At 60.1% G+C, this 18,569-nt stretch carries 21 protein-coding genes and 1 pseudogene; 13 read left to right on the top strand and 9 right to left on the bottom strand.

The window, feature by feature from the left end:
• Positions 1 to 61 precede the first annotated feature (61 nt).
• Entirely contained in the window at positions 62 to 430 is a 369-nt protein-coding gene (aroH, locus tag J3L12_RS10995) for a chorismate mutase (RefSeq protein ID WP_208015105.1), read from the bottom strand.
• 96 nt (positions 431 to 526) lie between these two features.
• Here aroH and rpmE point away from each other — a divergent pair, with 96 nt between their 5' ends.
• Positions 527 to 754 (top strand): 50S ribosomal protein L31, encoded by a 228-nt coding sequence (rpmE, locus tag J3L12_RS10990; protein WP_208015104.1) that lies wholly within the window; start codon positions 527 to 529, stop codon positions 752 to 754.
• A gap of 215 nt (positions 755 to 969) precedes the next feature.
• A complete protein-coding gene (locus J3L12_RS10985) occupies positions 970 to 1,572 on the top strand; it encodes a thymidine kinase (protein ID WP_208015154.1) in 603 nt (200 codons plus the stop codon).
• Positions 1,573 to 1,820: 248 nt separating this feature from the next.
• Here the strand turns inward: J3L12_RS10985 and J3L12_RS10980 are convergent, their stop codons facing one another.
• Complete coding sequence (locus J3L12_RS10980) at positions 1,821 to 2,225, bottom strand: Hsp20/alpha crystallin family protein (protein WP_208015103.1); 405 nt, start codon at positions 2,223 to 2,225, stop codon at positions 1,821 to 1,823.
• A 41-nt stretch (positions 2,226 to 2,266) separates the two neighbouring features.
• Between J3L12_RS10980 and miaA the strand changes: the two genes are divergently transcribed.
• The 4 genes from miaA to J3L12_RS10960 all read left to right on the top strand — a co-directional run bounded on the left by miaA (position 2,267) and on the right by J3L12_RS10960 (position 7,172).
• Positions 2,267 to 3,205: a tRNA (adenosine(37)-N6)-dimethylallyltransferase MiaA gene (miaA, locus tag J3L12_RS10975; RefSeq protein WP_208015102.1), complete on the top strand. Its 939-nt coding sequence runs from the start codon at positions 2,267 to 2,269 to the stop codon at positions 3,203 to 3,205.
• A gap of 202 nt (positions 3,206 to 3,407) precedes the next feature.
• A complete protein-coding gene (gene gatA, locus J3L12_RS10970; RefSeq protein ID WP_208015101.1) occupies positions 3,408 to 4,847 on the top strand; it encodes an Asp-tRNA(Asn)/Glu-tRNA(Gln) amidotransferase subunit GatA in 1,440 nt (479 codons plus the stop codon).
• A 389-nt stretch (positions 4,848 to 5,236) separates the two neighbouring features.
• A complete protein-coding gene (locus J3L12_RS10965; RefSeq protein ID WP_243455166.1) occupies positions 5,237 to 6,046 on the top strand; it encodes a 3'-5' exonuclease in 810 nt (269 codons plus the stop codon).
• 7 nt (positions 6,047 to 6,053) lie between these two features.
• On the top strand, positions 6,054 to 7,172 hold the full coding sequence (locus J3L12_RS10960) for a hypothetical protein (protein WP_208015100.1): 1,119 nt from the start codon (positions 6,054 to 6,056) through the stop codon (positions 7,170 to 7,172).
• A gap of 47 nt (positions 7,173 to 7,219) precedes the next feature.
• On the opposite strand, the gene J3L12_RS10955 is transcribed toward J3L12_RS10960, so the two are convergent.
• The 6 genes from J3L12_RS10955 to J3L12_RS10930 all read right to left on the bottom strand — a co-directional run bounded on the left by J3L12_RS10955 (position 7,220) and on the right by J3L12_RS10930 (position 11,708).
• Entirely contained in the window at positions 7,220 to 7,660 is a 441-nt protein-coding gene (locus J3L12_RS10955; RefSeq protein WP_208015099.1) for a hypothetical protein, read from the bottom strand.
• The gene (locus J3L12_RS10950; RefSeq protein ID WP_208015098.1) at positions 7,660 to 7,950 is read right to left on the bottom strand and encodes a hypothetical protein; all 291 of its coding nucleotides are present in this window, start codon (positions 7,948 to 7,950) and stop codon (positions 7,660 to 7,662) included. Before J3L12_RS10950 ends, J3L12_RS10955 begins: the two co-directional genes overlap by 1 nt.
• A gap of 448 nt (positions 7,951 to 8,398) precedes the next feature.
• The gene (gene icd, locus J3L12_RS10945) at positions 8,399 to 9,673 is read right to left on the bottom strand and encodes an NADP-dependent isocitrate dehydrogenase (RefSeq protein ID WP_208015097.1); all 1,275 of its coding nucleotides are present in this window, start codon (positions 9,671 to 9,673) and stop codon (positions 8,399 to 8,401) included.
• A gap of 88 nt (positions 9,674 to 9,761) precedes the next feature.
• On the bottom strand, positions 9,762 to 10,322 hold the full coding sequence (locus J3L12_RS10940; RefSeq protein ID WP_208015096.1) for a CPBP family intramembrane glutamic endopeptidase: 561 nt from the start codon (positions 10,320 to 10,322) through the stop codon (positions 9,762 to 9,764).
• Positions 10,323 to 10,329: 7 nt separating this feature from the next.
• Entirely contained in the window at positions 10,330 to 10,614 is a 285-nt protein-coding gene (locus J3L12_RS10935) for an Lrp/AsnC ligand binding domain-containing protein (protein WP_208015095.1), read from the bottom strand.
• 362 nt (positions 10,615 to 10,976) lie between these two features.
• Positions 10,977 to 11,708, bottom strand: a complete 732-nt coding sequence (locus J3L12_RS10930; RefSeq protein ID WP_208015094.1) for a metallophosphoesterase — start codon at positions 11,706 to 11,708, stop codon at positions 10,977 to 10,979.
• Between the two features lie 164 nt (positions 11,709 to 11,872).
• Here J3L12_RS10930 and J3L12_RS10925 point away from each other — a divergent pair, with 164 nt between their 5' ends.
• The gene (locus J3L12_RS10925; RefSeq protein WP_208015093.1) at positions 11,873 to 12,331 is read left to right on the top strand and encodes a regulatory protein RecX; all 459 of its coding nucleotides are present in this window, start codon (positions 11,873 to 11,875) and stop codon (positions 12,329 to 12,331) included.
• A 150-nt stretch (positions 12,332 to 12,481) separates the two neighbouring features.
• On the opposite strand, the gene J3L12_RS10920 is transcribed toward J3L12_RS10925, so the two are convergent.
• Entirely contained in the window at positions 12,482 to 13,711 is a 1,230-nt protein-coding gene (locus J3L12_RS10920) for an aminopeptidase (RefSeq protein WP_208015092.1), read from the bottom strand.
• Positions 13,712 to 14,089: 378 nt separating this feature from the next.
• Here J3L12_RS10920 and trpB point away from each other — a divergent pair, with 378 nt between their 5' ends.
• The 6 genes and pseudogenes from trpB to J3L12_RS10890 form a co-directional block, all read left to right on the top strand.
• Positions 14,090 to 15,340: a tryptophan synthase subunit beta gene (gene trpB / locus J3L12_RS10915; protein ID WP_208015091.1), complete on the top strand. Its 1,251-nt coding sequence runs from the start codon at positions 14,090 to 14,092 to the stop codon at positions 15,338 to 15,340.
• Positions 15,337 to 16,125, top strand: a complete 789-nt coding sequence (gene trpA, locus J3L12_RS10910; RefSeq protein ID WP_208015090.1) for a tryptophan synthase subunit alpha — start codon at positions 15,337 to 15,339, stop codon at positions 16,123 to 16,125. The genes trpB and trpA overlap by 4 nt, the downstream gene beginning before the upstream one ends.
• Before the next feature lie 10 nt (positions 16,126 to 16,135).
• A complete protein-coding gene (locus J3L12_RS10905; RefSeq protein WP_208015089.1) occupies positions 16,136 to 16,996 on the top strand; it encodes a site-specific DNA-methyltransferase in 861 nt (286 codons plus the stop codon).
• Positions 16,965 to 17,828 carry an MBL fold metallo-hydrolase gene (locus tag J3L12_RS10900; protein ID WP_208015088.1) on the top strand — a complete coding sequence of 288 codons (864 nt, stop codon included), beginning with the start codon at positions 16,965 to 16,967 and terminating at the stop codon, positions 17,826 to 17,828. The genes J3L12_RS10905 and J3L12_RS10900 overlap by 32 nt, the downstream gene beginning before the upstream one ends.
• On the top strand, positions 17,806 to 18,219 hold the full coding sequence (locus J3L12_RS10895) for an SWIM zinc finger family protein (protein WP_208015087.1): 414 nt from the start codon (positions 17,806 to 17,808) through the stop codon (positions 18,217 to 18,219). The genes J3L12_RS10900 and J3L12_RS10895 overlap by 23 nt, the downstream gene beginning before the upstream one ends.
• A gap of 37 nt (positions 18,220 to 18,256) precedes the next feature.
• A pseudogene (locus J3L12_RS10890) lies at positions 18,257 to 18,569 on the top strand (hypothetical protein); the annotation flags it as partial.

Below are 18,569 nucleotides of genomic sequence, written 5' to 3'. Positions count from 1 at the left end.
CCAATGGCTGATGGCAAAAGCATCTCTGACTTTGGAACTATCAACCATCGGCTATTGACCTTTACTGCGCGCTTTCCAGGTCGGGCCGCAGGCGTACTGCCTCGCGCAAATAAACGTGCTTGACCTGTTTTTGGGGTATGTCGGTGTTCCAGAGCATCATCACCCGAATGACCCTGGGCAAAGCACCCGGCACGGGAATTTCGCGGGAGTTGATGAGCGGAACCATCTGCATCCCCAGTTGCCGGGCAGCCTCGGCGGGAAAAGCGGCGCAGAGGTCGTCGGTCAGGGTAAAGATCATGGCCCCAATGGTGTCGAAATCGGTGATCTGGTTGACCTCGAGCATCTTTTGCAATAGCTCGCGGGTGGCACTCAGGATGGCCTCCCGGCTGTCTTCTTCTACGGTAATGGCGCCGCGTACCCCTCGAGTCATGGTGTGCGCGATTTTAACCCAGTCTTGCCCTTACCGCCTAGACCTGCTATAGTGCTACAGTTGACGTCACGGCCAAATCCGTGCGCAGGAGAGAGCATGAAAGAGAAAATTCACCCCAAGCTGGTTCCCTGCAAGATCATCTGCAACGGTGAGGTGGTCATGCATACCTACAGCACCAAGCCCGAGATTCACGTCGAAGTCTGGAGCGGCAACCACCCCTTCTGGACGGGCCAGCAGCGCTTTGTGGACACCGAGGGCCGGGTCGAGAAGTTCCAGAAGAAGTTCGGTGGCAGCTACGGCAAGAAAGCCGCAAAGAAGCAGTAATCGCCCTGCGTGCAGACAGGCGGGCAGTCGCTCGCCTGTTTTTTGTTTGAGCTGTGATGATATGCGCTAATCGGTATCCAAACTTGAAGGCTATTTATCGGCCATAGACCATGAACTATAGACCATAGACCCTTCAACCGATGCTGGCCGTTGGGTTTGCGCCCATTCCCGCCAACGTTGCCGCCAATACGATATGCTAGGCCCCGGTTATGAGCTTGCCCCATCTTCCGCACCACCAGGGTTGGATTGAAGTTGTGGTTGGGCCGATGTTCTCGGGAAAGTCCGACGAGCTGATTCGGCGCATCAAGCGGGCCCTAATTGCCCGGCAGCGTGTTCTGGTATTCAAGCCACGTCTAGATGACCGCTACCACGCAAGCGATGTCTCGAGCCACGATGGCAGGCGCGCCGAGGCCATTCCGGTGCGCGATTCGGCCGAGTTGCGAGCTCACCTGACCGACCCCCTCCCCGATGTGGTGGCCGTAGACGAAGCCCAGTTTTTTGATGCGGGTCTTATTAGGCTGGTGCTGGATCTGGCCGACAAGGGCGTGCGGGTCATTTGCGCGGGTCTCGACATGGACTTTCGTGGTGAACCGTTTGGCATCATGCCCGACCTGCTGACCCGCGCCGAGTACGTGGAAAAGCTCTACGCGGTGTGTCCGGTTTGTGGAGCTCCCGCAACTCGCACCCAGCGCTTTGTGAACGGCAAACCGGCCCGCTACGACGATCCGGTTATTTTGGTGGGGGCCAGCGAAGCCTACGAGCCGCGCTGCCGCAAGTGTCACACCGTGGTGACCAAAGAAGTACAGGAGATACTGTAATTCCAAACTTTACGTGGACAGCTGAGATCGAGGCGCGTGGGGCAAGTTGGCGGTAGGGGGTGGGTGGTGGAAACCAACCCCCCACCCTTGCTCCCTCTTGGAGAAGGCGAGAGGAATCGTTTAGATCTGGCAAATATGGTTTTGCCCCAAGGGTCAAAGGGGGGTGCATAGGCTGTTCAGAGTCATGACGATGAGAGCCAGGCCGACCTAGCAACCCAGCAAGACCCGTCAAGCTGCCGGGTTTTGATTCACTTCTTGCCCTTGCGGGGGGCTTTGCGGGCTTTTTGCACCACCAGCTCGAGCACCCCGCTCTTTAGAGAAGCCTGGGCGCTATTGGGGATGATGGCCTCGGGCAGGGTCAGGGTGCGTCGAAATGGCCCGGTAGAGCGCTCCTGGCGTGCATAGCTCCCCACCCTGGGATGCCGTATACCGGCCAGGGTGATGGTCTGACCTTCCTCGTGTAGTTCCAGGTCGTCGTTTTTCACGCCTGGCACGTCCACCAGAATGCGGTACTGTGTGCCCTCGTCGAGTACATCCACCGCCGGCACCCACTCGCCAAAGGCTTCCTGGGAGGTAAACCGCCTCGAGAGTTCGTCGAGCTGCTGGCGGATGGTTTGCAGACGCTCAATGGCATCAAAGCGCTCAATGCTCATGCTGCCGAGAATATCATGATTGGAGCACTGGGCTATGAGTTATGCGTGATGTGAAACCACAACCCCATCCGGCCATTCCAGTGTTGACCGGGCCCACCGCAACCGGCAAAACCGAGCTGGCCCTGCGCCTGGGGCAGATGTTCCCGCTGGCGGTGGTTTCTGCCGATGCCAGCATGGTGTACCGGGGCATGGACATTGGAACGGCCAAACCCAGCAAAGCCGAGCAGCAACGGGTCAGGCATTTCTTGATAGATTTGCTGGAGCCTGACCAGCCCTTTAGCGTGTCGGACTTTGTGCACCACGCCGAAGAAGCGATTGAAGAGATTCTGGGGCAGGGCCAAATTCCTGTGGTGGTGGGGGGAACCGGCTATTACATTCGTGCGCTATCGGAGGGACTGCACGAACTACCCGAGCCCGATGCGGCGCTTCAGGCCGAGCTTTGGGCCGTAGTGGAGACGCGGGGAATTGAGCCCTTGCTGGAGGAGCTCGAGGCCGCCAGCCCCGAAGATGCCCTGCGGGTACAGCGCAACCCCCGCCGCGTCGTGCGGGCGGTGGAGATACTGCGCCGTACTGGTGTGCCACCGGCCAGGATGCCCAGGCGTGCGCCCCGGTTCCGGTACCAAAAACTGATTTTGTGGCCCCCCTGGGAGTGGCTTGAGCCGCGCCTTATGGCCCGGGTCGAGCAAATGTTTGCGCAAGGCCTGGTTCAGGAGGTCGAGCGCTTGCTGGCAAAGTATCCAAATATGCCCACCGCCTTGCAGAGCATCGGCTACAAGGAGGTAGCAGGCTATTTGCGAGGCGAGTACACGCTCCAGGAGGCCCAGCAAGCTGTGGTGCGAGCAACGCGGGCCTATGCCAAACGCCAGTACACCTGGTTCCGTAAGGAGCCCGGTTCGGTCAGCTTTTTGCCGTTCGGCGGAGAGGCTGCCTGGCCTGGGGTGCAAAGCTGGTTTGAAAGCAGCATCCGGGAGTGGTTTTGATTGTGAGCACTGAGCTCAGTCCGGGCCGGTGATCCCGATACTTGTCCCGAAGCACCCTGACAAATTGCCGCATGCCCTACGCCCAGAAAGGTGGCTTTTGACCTGAGACTTGTGACCTGCGACCCATAAACAGCATTTCTACAACACTGCGGTAAAACCATATTTGCTATTTATCGCCCTACCAGCCTTATCATGAGGCGGTATGTTGGCGCAGGAAATTATGCAGCAAATCCAGTCGGGCCAGCGCTCACCCCGCGAGGTAGTGGAACACTACTTGCAGCGTATTGAGCAGCTCGAGCCCCATATCCGTGCCTTTATCCGTTTGAACCCCCAGGCCCTGCATGAAGCCCAAACCGTAGAAGAACGCCTGGCCGGAGGGGAAAACCTGCCGCTGGCCGGGGTTCCGGTTGCCGTCAAGGACAATATCTGCACCCAAGACATTGAAACCACCTGCGGCTCGAAAATGCTGGCTTCCTTTGTGCCCCCCTATAGCGCTACGGTTGTTCAAAAGCTGCGAAGAGCGGGGGCCATTGTAATTGCCAAGGCCAACATGGACGAGTTTGCCATGGGTTCTTCCACCGAGTATTCAGCTTTTGGCCCGACCCGCAACCCCTGGGACCTGGAGCGGGTGCCGGGGGGAACCTCGGGGGGCTCGGCGGCAGCCGTAGCAGCCGATATGGTGCCGGTTGCGCTCGGCACCGATACCGGCGGTAGCGTTCGGCAACCGGCTGCGCTGTGTGGGGTGTATGGCTTCAAACCCACCTATGGCCGCATTTCGCGCTATGGGGTGGTGGCCACGGCCAGCAGTCTGGATCAGGTGGGTACCCTGGCCCGCTCGGTAGAGGATCTGGCTTTGTTGACCGATGTGGTCAGTGGATACGACCGCAAAGACAGCACCAGCCTGGAGGCCGTGCCGCAGTTTGCGAAGGCCCTAAAGGTTCCGGTGCAGGGAATGACGATTGGCATCGTCAAGGAAGCCCTGGCAGTGGGCAACTCGCCGGGGGTGCTCGAGGCCCTCGAGCGCTTCCGCATCGTGATGGAGGGGCAGGGGGTGCGCTTTGTGGAGGTCAGCATCCCCACCCTGCAGTATGCCCTGGCGGCCTACTACATCGTCAACACCGCCGAAATCAGCTCCAACCTGGCCCGCTACGATGGAACCCTCTATGGCCTGCGGGTGTCTGCCGAGGACGGTATTGCCACCATGATGCAAAGCCGCGAGCACGGTTTTGGCCCCGAGGTGCAGCGGCGGGTTTTGATGGGAACCTTTGTGCTTTCTTCGGGCTATTACGATGCCTACTACGGCAAGGCCCTGCGGGCCAGGGCCAAACTAAAAGCCGACCTGGACGATGGTTTTACCCAGGCCGATCTGCTGCTCACCCCCACCAGCCCCTTCCCGGCCTTCCGCTTTGGCGAGAAAACCAGCGACCCCCTCTCGATGTACCTGGCCGATATAGATACCGTGGCCGTCAACCTGGCCGGCGCACCGGCTATGAGCATCCCCGCCGGGTTCGAGGGGGGCTTGCCGGTGGGCGTACAGCTTATCGGGAAACCACTCCAGGACGAGCAAATCTTTACCGTAGCCCATGCCTTCGAGCAAGCCACCGAGCGGGCTTTTGCTCGAGTGGCCAGGTTGAACCTCTAAGCTTTCAACCTTCGTCGTGGGTGTGCCAGTACCCTTGAATGTTACAAGTTTCGATTGGCTATTAAGTTGCGCCCGTATAAGGTCTAGAGATGAATCCAGGCTGCACTAGAAAATCATGCTCCAGGCGCAATACCCGAACGATTTTCGATCATGCCATTATCCAAAACATAGGCGGGAGGCACATAGCTAGTGGCAATGAGCTATCAGCATAGCAGAATCAATTGCAAAAGCAACGCTGTGCTTAACGTTAAGGCGTTAATCTCTGTGAAGCTCTGTCATATCCGTGTAAGCTGCGGTATACTCGCCCCGAGACCTATTTATTCTTGTAAACTTGCGTAATTTCCAGGACTTTTTTCAGGTCTCTTAGCATCCCTCGAGGTTTCGTGCTTATGATGCACGTATCGCCGCTCCACCCCCGCCATTCCATGAGCCCGACCCACTACCGCCTTGCAACCCGATTGGCCCGCCATCTGCGCAGCATTGGCCGCCAGCTTCCCGAACAGGCCCTGGCCGAGCAGGTGCTGGCTTCACCAGGATTGCCCAGGGGTGCTTGGACCGGCCAACTGCTACGGGACTTGCTGGATGGGCGTTTCGAGCGGGGAGAAGCTGGGGTTGGTCTGTGGGAGTGGAAGTATTCCTTTCCGGTCAGGGGAGAAGCCATTGTGGTGCTGGATGTAGAGACCACCGGACTTTCGCCCGAGCAGAACGAAATTATCGAGCTTGCTATGGTGCGTCTGGAGAATGGCCAGCGCACGGTATTTGAGCGCCTGGTGAATCCGGGGGCTCCCATTCCCCCTTTCATCAGCCGTCTGACCGGAATCCGCAATGAAGATGTACGTGGTGCTGCCGACATCTACACGGTTTTGCGGGAGGCCCTGCCGCTCCTGGAAGATGCGACCCTGATCATTCAGAATGCGGGTTTTGACCTAGGTTTTTTGCAGCCACGCTTCAGGCGGCTGGGATACCGACTGGATAATCCAGTGGTGGACACGATACACTGGGCGCGCAAGGCTCTGCCGGGGCTGAGCAAACGCGGTCTGGACTCACTCGCCTGGGTCTTTGACCTGGATCCTATTTCAGGTCGCCACCGCGCTCTGGGAGACGTGGAAACCACGCTTCAGGTAGCGCACGAGATGTATTACATGCTAACCGCCGGTAAGCCCACCTCGGCCAGTCAAGTTGTTGCAAGAGCCTCTTAGGAAATTTATGATTGCGCGCTACGTCCTCACCAGTGCTTGCCTCAACAGCGGAACCATGAATCTTACCCAGTCGCTGCGGGTTTTCTTGCAGGGCAAAGATCGCATTATCCTTCGTGACGAGGAGGGCGAAACCTACGACGGCACCGTGAACTGGCGTCAAAACCGTCTGGAGGGCCTGGCACCCTACTATGCCAAGCGACGGCTGGGCGTCAACGACAAAATTGCCCTGCACCTCGAGGGGGAAGAGATTGGCCTGGAAGCCCTTACGCCTGCGGCCAAACCTGCAAGGCCCCGTTCTCCCGAGGTCGAGCGTTCCAGGCCGCAGGCCACCGAATCCACCCCGGAAAAAACCGAGAAGCGGGTCAGGGTCACGCCCTACCCCAAAGAGGTGATCTTTCCACACAAGCCCGTTGCCAGCGAAGTGCCTGCGTTTTCGGTAGACCTCGAGGCCCTGGGCTTTTCCCGCGAATCGGGCAGTGCGCCCTGGGTGTTCAGGGCTGCGATGGGTCGCCGAACCTTCCACCTGGCCCTGGCCCGGTTTGGGGAAATGGAAGCCAGGGAACTGCTGGCCTACCGCCAGCAAGGCCGGGTGCAGTACGCCGCTATGGTGGCCGGTGAGTCTTCCAAACCCGAAGCCCTGGCCGAAATCGCGGCCGTGCGCCCCTCGGGGCTGGTACAGGTGGGCCTGGGGTATGTCTCCCCTGAAGCCCTGCAACGCCTGACCAAGCTGAGAGGGGCCTTTCCGGTTGGTCCCCTGGACATCGAGCGGCTGCTGCGGGAGGGCCGGATTGACCTGGAAGCTATTCAGGGTCTCGAGCGCGAAATCTCGGGCGTGTTGCGCGAGCGTAGCCACTTTTCGGCGGTTCTGACCCTGCTGGCCGACCAGCCTCCACAGCAGGTTTTTTTGCTGGCTGACCTGATGCCCATGGCGCGGGAAATGAACCTCGAGGCCGACCACTTGCAAAGTATTCTGGAAAGCCTGAGCAGCCCGCCATTCCTGCTCTTGAAGCGCTTGTCGCCCGGCGAGTTCCTGATGCGGCAGTCGGTAGACCGAGCCCTTGCAGACTGGGTCGAGTACGCCGAGGTCATGACCCGCCGCCTGCAAGGGGTGCTGCAAGAGCGATAAAAGACCAGGTTTCTTTACGCTTGGAGATTGGGGTTTCTTCTGAAACCTTAGGTAAAGAGCGTCTTGAGACGGGCCTCGAGGGCCTCGGCAGCTTTCTGACTGATGGTGAGCCGCAGTTTCAAAACCAGCTTCAGACTCCACTCCTCCAGTTCGGCCAGGCTTTGCTTTTGCTCAATCTCGGAGCGGTACTTTTCAGCTTTTGTGCCCAGCTCGGCCTCGAGGGCGGCGAGAAGCTGGGCTTTGACAGGGGCCAGGGGGTCGCTCTCTTCAGGCTTTATAGAAGGTGTGCCCTGGGTACCCGCAACGGTTTCAATCAGGCCGTACTCCAGCAAACTGGCAAGTATGCCTTTTAGCACATCTAGCGGAAGATGGGTTCGTTCAGCAAGCAGCACATCGCTAATTTCTTCACGGCACAGGGCATACACCAGCCGCTCCTCCCGGCTCAACAGGATGTTCAGGGCTTTTGAAGTGTGCCGGTAAATCTGCATTAGCCCTCAAGTGCGGCTAATACCGCCTGCACCAGCCGCAAAACCAGAAAAACGAAAACCGCTCCAAATAGCAGAATCAGCGATAGGATGACCAGAACGGTGTCGGCCGGGTAACTCCAGGTCAGAACCCCCACCGCCAGGTAACCCAGCGTAAACAGCACGATGAAAATGTTGAGCTGCGAAAGCCGCTCGCCAATGATGCCCCCCGGAGCTTTGCCTTTCAGTCCAAAACCCACATAGCTGTTGTAAAGCATCAGAAGCACGCCAATTGCTAGAAGTACCTGTACCATTAGAGCCACCCCCTCGAGTACCCGACGGTTCGTTCGTCCAGGTTGAGGTCATTATAGGGAAGGTCAGGCCGGTCTTGGCTGTATTCTGCACTTGAGTTACCCCTCTGGTTGGCGGCATAGAGGTAGAGCGCTCTTCACAAAAATCGAGCCAACCAGTACTCAGAAATCCGTGTAAAGGAGGGAACAGGGGCCGCCGGGAAATTCGAAGCCTAAGCACCTGTGGGCCGAGCCCGGCCCACGCTGGGGTGCGTAAGCTGTGTCTGGGCCCAGGCGCACTCTCCTTCTCGTGGGCGGCCACGTCTGTGAAGTGCGCTGAAATCCCCAGAGTACACCCCTCCCTGGCGTTCGACGAAAAAAGCGCCTCCCTTGTGAACGGCGGTATCGCTTTCCGCTACGTGGATAACCTCGACCGGGTTGGTTCGTTGCCGTGAACTCACCGAGTCTGGTATTACATATTTTCGATCAAAGCCTGGCCAAACTCGCTGCACTTGAGCAGGGTTGCGCTGCGCCCTTCGGCCACCATCAGGCGGTGGAAGTCGTAGGTAACCCGACCCTGGGCGATGGTCTTGGTCATGGCGTGGATAATCAGGTCGGCGGCTTCGGTCCAGCCCATGTACCGCAGCATCATCTCGCCCGACAGAATCACCGAGCTGGGGTTGACCTGATCCTTGCCCGCGTATTTGGGTGCGGTGCCGTGGGTGGCTTCGAACACGGCGTGGCCGGTGTAGTAGTTCACGTTGGAACCAGGGGCGATGCCAATACCCCCGACCTGCGCGGCCAGGGCGTCGGAGATGTAATCGCCGTTCAGGTTGAGGGTGGCAATCACGCTGTACTCGGCCGGGCGCAGCAGAATCTGCTGGAGGAAGTTGTCGGCGATCATGTCCTTCACAACAATCTGTTTTCCTGTTTTGGGGTTGGTGAAGGTCTGCCAGGGGCCGCCGTCCAGGTCTACCGCCCCGTATTTGCTCTTGGCAAGGGCATAGCCCCAGTCGCGGAAAGCGCCCTCGGTGAACTTCATGATGTTGCCCTTGTGTACCAGGGTGACCGAGGGGAGGTCGTTGTCAATGGCATAGTTGAGGGCCGCCTCGACCAGACGGTGGGTTCCTTCCTCCGAGACCGGCTTGATGCCGATGCCGGCGGTTTCGGGGAAGCGAATTTTGCTGTAGGGTTTGGGGAATTCCGCCTTGAACCACTCGAGGAACTTCTGCACCTCGGGGCTATTCTTGGGAAACTCGATGCCGGCGTAGATGTCCTCGGTGTTCTCGCGGAAAATCACCATGTTGACCAGCTCGGGGTGGCGCACCGGGCTGGGCACGCCCTCGAACCACTGCACCGGGCGTACGCAGGCATACAGATCCAGCTCCTGCCGCAAGGCCACGTTGATGGAGCGGATGCCCCCACCCACCGGCGTGGTCAGGGGCCCCTTGATCGCAACCAGGTACTCGCGGATGAACTCGAGGGTCTCTTCGGGCAGCCAGATGACCTCGCCGTAAACCTCGTTGGCCTTTTCACCAGCATAGATTTCGGCCCAGGCAATCTTGCGCTTGCCCCCGTAGGCCTTGGCCACTGCCGCGTCCAGCACAGGTTGAGCAGCCCGCCAGATGTCGGGGCCGGTTCCATCGCCTTCAATAAAGCCCACAATGGGGTGGTCGGGTACGTGTAGTTTGCCGTCGTGGATGGAGATTTTCTCGCCAGCAGGAACTTTGATTTTTTGATAAGCCATACTTCTCAAAGCATAACAGAAGATGAAGCTTTGGGGCTTGCGACGAAATAAAGGCAAAGGGTAGTGTCAGGAAATCCACCAAACCGCCTCAAGCAGCCTTTTTTGGCTCGGCCTGATCAAGCAACTGATAAAAACCCCTGGCGTTGTGCAAGTAGTGCGCCAGGATGCCAGGAATCAGGCTTCCGGTGAGCAAATAGGCGGCACCAAACATCAGGCCCCCAAAAAATATGAATACGGGATAAGCCCAGGCTCTCCGGTCTGGTACGGGGTGAAAGGCCATGAAAAGAAAGGCTTGTAGCAGTACCCCCAGCCAACCGCCAAACAGTGCATTCTGGAGCGCTCCACGAAAAAAAACCTCTTCGCTCAGGCCGGAAGCCATGGCCAGCAGCAGGGCCTGGTGGTGGCTTACTCCCTGGGCACGCATCACTGCGCCAATCTGGCCATGCAGGGCTTCGGTGGCCCGGAAGCTTTTGGGGAACAGGCGGGAGAACAGGAGCTCGAGGCCCATCAAGCCATAAAAGAGCACCAGGAAGGCTACCCCATCGCGCAGGGGGTTGGGGTGCTGGATAGCTGCATAGCCTGCCAGCGCCATCCAGATGAGGCCCACCAGCAATAGCCCAAGCTGGATCAGCATGAAAAACTGGAACATGCGGTTTTCAGAGCCCTTCGCTACCGATGTTGAAGCCCTGCTCGAGCAATTTGCGGGAATATGCTCTAAAGGCCAGCAGGGTCTGGGTGCGTTCAATGCCTTTGAGCTTTCGCAGGCCCAGGGTTACGATGTCGTCGAGCTGCTCGAAGTCCTTGAAACGCAGAATGGCGACCAGATCCCATTCCCCCGTAACCGAGTACACCTCGGCCACCCCTGGAATTTCGGCCACCGACTCCGCAGTCTCGGCGGTGGATTCGCGGCTGGTTTGGATCAGGACAAAGGCGGTAATCATGCCTGGATGATACCCCAGATATTGAGAACGGGCAGCCGGGGGGGTAGTAGTGCAACATTGCTGTAAGCCCAAAGCCGAAGGCCGAGAGCGAAGCCAGGTTGCTACCAATCCCGGTAAAGTCCTCAGTGGTCTGGTAACAAAGTAATCGGGATGCCTCCAGTGAAACCAACCTCTGCCCTCGTCGTCTTTTTGTCATTCCGAGGCGCACGCAGTGCAACGAGGAATCTGGCACTGCATGGGTACAGTGAATGCATTGGACTGCACCGCATTAGATTCCTCACTTCGCTTCGCTCTGTTCGGAATGACACGAAAATTTACTTACCAGACCACTCAGCCACAGGCCACAAGCCACTAGCCACTTGCTATTCGGCACCTGTAACATCCACCACATGCGTCTGGTGGGAGGTCTCGAGGATCAATTGCGGCCTGAACCGCACCACATCGGCAGAAACGAAATGCAGGGGAATTCCGTTCCAGGCCTTGGGCAACCGCTCGGGGTCGGCTCCGTGCAGGTGCCCGTAGACCACACAGGTGGGCCGGTAGCGGTCTATAAGCTCGGTAAAACCGGTAGGGCCGCCGCTGGGGCTATAGGGGGGGTAGTGCATGGCCAGAATCAGATACTCGTATTCCTGTCCCTGAATGCTCTTGAGCGAGAGGGCCAGCCGCTCCACCTCGCGCTTGTAGATTTTTTCGTCCTCGGGGCTGAAGTTGTAGCTACCGGGGGTGTCCCAGCCGCGGCTACCGGCAATAGCCAGGTTGCCCAGAATCAGCGAGTCGTGCTGAAGGGCGTGCATGCGTGGGGGCAACATCTGACGCAGGCGGCTGATGGAGGGCCACCAGTAGTCGTGGTTGCCGCGCAGCAGGATTTTGGTGCCGGGCAAGGCGGCCAGGTCGGCCAGGTCTACCAGGGCTTCGGGCAGTTTCATGGCCCAGGAGATGTCCCCGGCCACAATCACCAGGTCGTCTTCGCCCACGGTTTTGCGCCATTCCTCGAACACCGCCTCGGGGTGGCCATCCCATTCGGGCCCAAAGATGTTCATGGGCTTGGGGTAGGCTTTGGAGAGGTGAATATCGGCAATGGCAAAGACGCGCATAGGTCTCGAGGCTTACAAAAACTCAGGGACTAAAGCCGCAAATAGCAGTGTCTAGTGTCTAGGGTTCTGGGCAGGGCGTCAAGTGTGGCACTGGACGACCCCAAAAAAAGCCTAGCCTCTGCCAGGTATCACCCGCCTCATTACGTTCGTGGCAAAATCAGACCATGAAGGAAGCAACCCCCGACGAACTGTTTTTGTATGCGGTGCGGGTGCTGGGGGCCAGGGCCTATTCGGAAGCCGCCCTGCGCAAAAAACTGGCCCGAAAAGCCTGTCCAGAGGTGGTGGAGTCGGTGTTGCAGCGGGTCAAGGGCCTGGGTTACCTGGACGACCAGAAATTCGCCGAGGGGTACGCCCGGCTCTACGCAGGTAAGTGGGGTGCGGCCAAGCTGCGCCGAGCGCTATTGGAAAAGGGGGTATCGCACAGTATCGTAGATCGTGTGCTGGACGAGCACTCCTCCCAAAACAACGCCGAGGACGAGGCCCTGGCCTTACTAGAGCGCTACCAGAGCCGCCACCGGGGCGAAAAGCCCAGGGCTATTCGCTTTCTGGTGAACCGCGGCTATGCCCTGGGCCTGGCCCTGGCCGCCTGGGAGCGGTACCAGAGGCAAGTGAACCTGCAATAACATTCATGCAGGCCACCTTTGCCTGAAGACATTGCTTGCTTCAGAAGCGAAGGGGGTAGGGGACAGATGTTAGAAACCCACTACCTACTTCCTACCACCCACCCCCATCATGTGTGTTGCTGAAATTAGGGTATACGGCTAAGGTTGGTATCAGACCCACTCACCCCCGCGCATGAGGGGTTCGGACTGTCCGGACGGGCTGATGCCGTCTACGTCTACCTCGCTCGAGCCGATCATCCAGTCAATGTGAATCAGGCTGCTGTTGGCCCCTTTGGCAGCGAGTTCCTGCGGGCTGAGCTGGCTGCCCCCCTGAATGCATTCGCTGTAAGCCTGGCCCAGCGCAATGTGGCTGGCGGCGTTTTCATCGAACAGGGTGTTGTAGAACAGAATCCCGCTCTGGGCAATGGGGGAGGAGTGCGGCACCAGGGCCACCTCGCCCAGGCTGCGGGCCCCCTCGTCAGTCTGGAGAATCCGCTCCAGGACTTCGCCGCCACTCCTGGCTTTGGCTTCCACCACCCGCCCCTTTTCAAAGCGCACCTCGATCTCCTCGAGCAGGCTGCCCTGATAAGAGAGCGGCTTGGTGCTCCGGACGTAGCCCTCGATGCGGTCTTTGTGGGGGGCGGTAAAGACCTCCTCTGTGGGGATGTTGGGGTTGCAGACCACCCCGTTTTTGGCCTGTACGGCGCCGCCTGCCCAGACGTGATCGTCGGCCAGTCCCACCAGTAAATCGGTGCCGGGGCCTTTGAAGTGGAGGGCGCTGTAGCGCTTCTGGTTCAGGTAGGCCACCCGCTCGGCAAGGTGTTGGTTGTGGGCCTGCCAGGTGGCCACGGGGTTCGGGGTGTCGAGCCTCGAGGCTTTCCAGATGGCCTCCCAGAGCTTTTGTACGGCTTCTTGCTCGGTCAGTTCTGGAAAAACCGTGCGTGCCCAGGCCGGGTGGGGGTAGGCCACAATGGTCCAGTTGATGTGATGGGTGGTGATGAGTTCCATGACGGGGCGGTAGGCCAGCGAACGGGCGCGGTTGGCTCGGGCTACCGACTCCGGGTTCTGCCCCCGCAGCAGGTTGGGGTCGTTGCCGGCGATGTGCAGGCGTGCAGCCCCGCTCTGGAATGCGGCAGCCATCCCGTCAAAGAGCCATTTCTGGGTTTGGTCGAAAGCACTTTCTGGGGCGTGCTGGTAGCGGAGCAGGGTGGCGGCATCGTCGTCGTAGAGCACCGTTACCAGGGGGCTTCCGGCCCGGTAGGCGTGCTCGGCAATCTTGCGGGCCAGGGGCGCCGCCTCGATAGGCGCAGTTACGATGAGTTCCTGGCCTTCGCGGAGGCCAAGCCCCACATGAACAGCTACCTGGGCCAGTTGGTCGAGTTGGGTCTCAAAAGATTCCATCCTGCCAACTTTACCCTATCGCGCCCTTTTCAGACGTGACCACCCCTCAAGGCGGCCACCGTTTTGTTCAAGACAAAGCTTTCTCGAGGTCCGCTGGCTCAAAATGGGTAAAGCGCTCTAACCTTGACGTAAGCAGCCGGGCTTGTTAACCTTTGGGCAACATGCGGATTCGTACCCCCCGCAGCTATAAGTGGCACCACCAGCGCTGGTGGCGTGGATAGGCTCGAGCGCACTTTCGAACGCGGCGCTTGGGCTTTTCTCGAGGTGTGGACCTCGAGTTTTTGTTTGTTAGCCTCAAGCGTCAATAGCCGATAGTCCATAGCCAATAGCCGATAGCCGATAGCCGATAGACCGTATCACCCTCAGGAGATTTTTTCCATGCAACTACCCAGCTACCCTCTGCCCGACGCCAAAGGGCGCTATGCCGACTTTGGTGGGCGCTACGTACCCGAGACCCTGATGCCGGCCCTGGAAGAGCTCACCGAGGCCTACCTGCACTACAAAAACGACCCCGAGTTTCTGGCCGAGTACGACTACTACCTGCGCGAGTATGTGGGCCGCCCCTCGCCTTTGTACCTGGCCGAAAACCTCACCCGTCACCTGGGCGGGGCCAAAATCTACCTCAAGCGCGAAGACCTGAACCACACCGGCGCTCACAAGATCAACAACACCCTGGGCCAGGCCCTCCTGTGCAAGCGCATGGGCAAGAAGCGGGTAATCGCTGAGACCGGGGCCGGTCAGCACGGGGTGAGCGTGGCCACGGTGGCGGCCCTGATGGGCCTGGAGTGCGTAGTCTACCAGGGGGCCGAGGACGTGCGACGGCAGGCTTTGAACGTCTTTCGCATGAAGCTCCTGGGGGCCGAGGTGCGCCCGGTGGAGAGCGGCACCCGCACCCTCAAGGACGCCACCAACGAGGCCATCCGGGACTGGGTGACCAACGTGCGCGATAGCTTCTACATCATCGGCTCGGTGGTGGGGCCGCATCCGTACCCCATGATGGCCCGCGACTTCCAGAGCATCGTGGGCGAGGAGATCAAGGCCCAGCTACGAGAGAAGGAAGGGCGGGAGAACCCCGATGCAGTGATTGCCTGCGTGGGCGGGGGCTCCAATGCCATTGGGGCCTTTGCGCCCTTTGCCTACCAGGAAAACCGCCCGCGCCTGATTGGGGTAGAGGCCGCGGGCCACGGGGCGGCTTCGGGGCTGCACTCGCTCTCCATTGGGGCGGGTCGCAAAGGGGTGCTGCACGGGGCCAAGATGTTCTTGCTCTACGACGACGACGGCCAGATTCGCCCGGCGCACTCGGTCTCGGCGGGCCTGGACTACCCTGGCGTGGGCCCGGAACACAGCTACTATGCCGAGGCGGGCCTGGCCGAGTATGTGGGCATCACCGACGAAGAGGCCCTGGAAGGCTTCCAGCTTTTGTGCCGCCTGGAGGGGATTATTCCGGCCCTCGAGTCGGCCCACGCCATCGCCTACGCGGCCAAACTGGCCCCCGAGATGGAGCCCGAGCAGGTGATGGTGATCAACCTTTCGGGCCGGGGCGACAAGGACGTGGTGGAGGTGATGCGCGTCATGGAGGAGGGTCAGGGGGCAAGGGCCGAGGGGCTTGTGCAGGGAGGGCAGTCATGACCACCCGCGAAGCGTTTGCCAGGGCCAAAGCCGAAGGGCGCGCGGCGCTGATTCCCTACGTGATGGCCGGTTATCCGAGCCGGGGGGCCGACCTCGAGATGGTCAAGCAGGTGTTGCCCTATGCGGATTTGCTCGAGGTGGGCCTGCCCTACTCCGACCCCCTGGGCGACGGCCCGGTGATCCAGCGAGCCTCGGAACAGGCCCTGCGGCAGGGGATTCACGTGGCCGATGTGGCGGCCTTCGTGCGGGAAATTCGGAGCCTTACCGATAAGCCCCTCTTCCTCATGACCTACATCAACCCGGTGCTGGCGGTGGGGCCGGAACGCTTTTTCGGCATGTTCAAAGAGGTCGGGGTGAACGGGCTCATCCTGCCCGACCTGCCCCCCGACGAAGACCCCGAGCTGGTGGGGCTGGCCCAGGGGGCGGGCCTCGAGACCACCTTTCTGCTGGCCCCTACCTCTACCGAGGCCCGCATCCAGACCGTGGCGCCCTACTGCACCGGCTTTGTGTACACGGTTTCGGTGGCGGGGGTCACGGGGGCGCGGGACAGGCTTCCCGAGGGGCTGCCGGAGCTGGTGGGGCGCATCCGCCGGGTGACCGATGCCCCGGTGGCCATCGGTTTTGGCATCTCCAACCGGGCCACCGCCCAGCAGGCCGCCCAGGCCGCCGATGGGGCGGTGATTGCCAGCGCCCTGATCCGCGCCCACGAAGAGGGGAGAGGGCTGGTGGAGGTGCTGCGCGAGGTGCGGGCGGGCCTCGAGGGCGCTCCCGGCCTGGTGCTTTAGAATCAGGCCGATGAAGCGCATCGTGCAGGCCGAGTGCCTCCAGTACATCGCCACCTTGCCCGAGGCTTCCTTTCCGCTCATCTACCTGGACCCCCCCTTCAACACCCGCAAAACCCAGCAGCGGCGTCGAATTCGGGCTGTAGCGGACGAAAATGGCCCACGTCGGGGCTTTGGCGGCAAGCGTTATCGTACCGAAGCACTGGCGGCCCCGGTGTATGCCGACCGCTTCGAGGACTTCGAGGCTTTTCTGATTCCCCGGCTCGAGCAAGCCTACCGCCTGCTCACCCCCACGGGCTCGCTTTTTGTGCACCTGGACTACCGGGAGGTGCATTACATCAAAGTGGCGCTCGATACCATTTTCGGGCGTAAGAGCTTTCTCAACGAGATTATCTGGGCCTACGACTACGGGGGTCGTTCCAGGAAGCGTTGGCCCGCCAAGCACGACACCCTCCTGTGGTATGCCAAAAACCCCCACCAGTACACCTTCAACTACGAAGCCATAGACCGCATCCCCTACCTCACGCCCAAGATGGTAGGCCCCGAAAAAGCAGCCAGGGGCAAGACGCCCACCGATGTCTGGTGGCAGACCATCGTCCCGACGGGCTCCAGGGAAAAAACCGGTTATCCCACCCAGAAGCCCCTCAAGCTCTTGGAGCGCATCGTGCGGGTGCACTCCAACCCCGGCGATGTGGTGCTCGACTTTTTTGCGGGCTCAGGCACCACCGGCGAGGCCGCCGCAAAACATGGCCGAGGGTTTGTGCTGGTGGATGAAAGCCCCGAGGCCATCGCCATCATGCAGCGTAGACTGGCCCCCTATGGCCCTGAGATAATCGGTTTTGATGCGACCCATTCTGTATCACAAACTCGGTAACTTCGAGCTCTGGTTCCTGAGCGACGGCGAAATCTGGCTGGATGGGGGAGCCATGTTTGGGGTGGTGCCCAGGGTGCTCTGGTCGAAGCTGGCGGCGTCGGACGAGCAAAACCGCGTACGGTTGGGGATGAACCCCCTGCTTCTTCGCATGGGCGAGCGGTATGCGCTGATCGAAACCGGCATTGACCGCAAGCCCGGTGAGAAGTTTCGGCGCATCTACGGCCTGAGCGAAACCCATCCACTCTTGGGCCAGCTGGCGCTTCTGGGCCTGGGGCCCGCGGATATCTCGCTGGTGATTCACACCCACCTGCACTTCGACCACGCCGGGCTGAACACCCGCCTCGAGGGGGGCCGGCTGGTGCCCACCTTTCCCAACGCCCGCCACCTCGTGCAGAAGCAAGAGCTGGAAGACGCGCTACACCCCCACGAGCGCAGCCGGGCCAGCTACCTGCCAGAGAACATCGAACCCATTCTGGAGCAGTTTGAAACCGTGGAGGGGGAGCAGGAAATCCTGCCAGGGCTGTGGGTGGTGCCGGTGCCGGGTCATACCCTGGGGATGCAGGCCGTGGAGATTCGCTCGGAAGGCCAGCATTTTGCCTATACCGCCGACCTGATCCCCACCATGGCCCACGCCCCCTTGCCCTACATCATGGCCTACGACCTCTACCCCATGACCACCCTCGAGACCCGCAAACGCCTGTATGAGCGCTGGGTTCAAGGCCAGTACCTGCTGGGCTTCCCCCACGAGCCGGGGCATCCTTTGGGGCGGCTGGTGCACTCCGAGAAGGGCTATGCAGCGGAGGCTGTGTGTGAAACTGCAAGACTGGTTTAGCTTGAGGGCCCTGGGCTTGGGCCGCGAATACCTGGAGGAAGGCCGGCTAAAGCAGATGTGGCGCAAGGGAGACCGCCTCGAGGCCAGCGTGGAGGGCAGCCGTGATCGGCCTTACAAGGTCTGGCTTCGTCTGGAGGGAGAACGCATTGCAGATGGGAAGTGTAGCTGCCCGGTGGGGGAAGGGGGCGACTGCAAGCACGCCGCCGCGCTGGCTCTGGCCTGGTTAGAGGAGCCAGAGGCTTTCCTGGAGGCCGAAGGCGCGGAAAAAGAGCTGGAAAAGTTGAGCAAACCGGAGCTTGTTGCGTTGATTCGCCGGATGCTGGAGCAACGCCCCGAACTTTCAGTACTGCTGGAGACCCGGGCTCCTGCCTTAGATAATCACTGGTGCTAGTTGAAAAGTAGCGGGAGAAAGGAATAGGGTCTGGTGTATGCGGCCAGACCCGAGATGCATTCTATCGCTGGAAGACGTTGCTTTGGTGATGTACGTTGGGGTAGACGATGCCCTGCGTTCGAAGGCTGAACAGCATGAACATCAACAAGCCAAGCTCAGCCTTAGTGAGTTGGTCACCATCGGGCTGATGTTCAGCCTCAAAGGCGGCTCATTCCGCCGGTTCTACCTGTGGCTGGTCGCCAACCTGGGTGACTGCTTCCCCCATCTACCTGAACGCACCCGTTTGCAGCGACGACTACTCCAGTACCAAGCTTTGGTCGTACATTTTCTGGCCGAACCCAGCTTGTTCT

This window comes from Meiothermus sp. CFH 77666 (assembly GCF_017497985.1).
GTDB lineage: Bacteria > Deinococcota > Deinococci > Deinococcales > Thermaceae > Meiothermus.
This window is presented reverse-complemented; position numbering and strand designations above follow the sequence as displayed.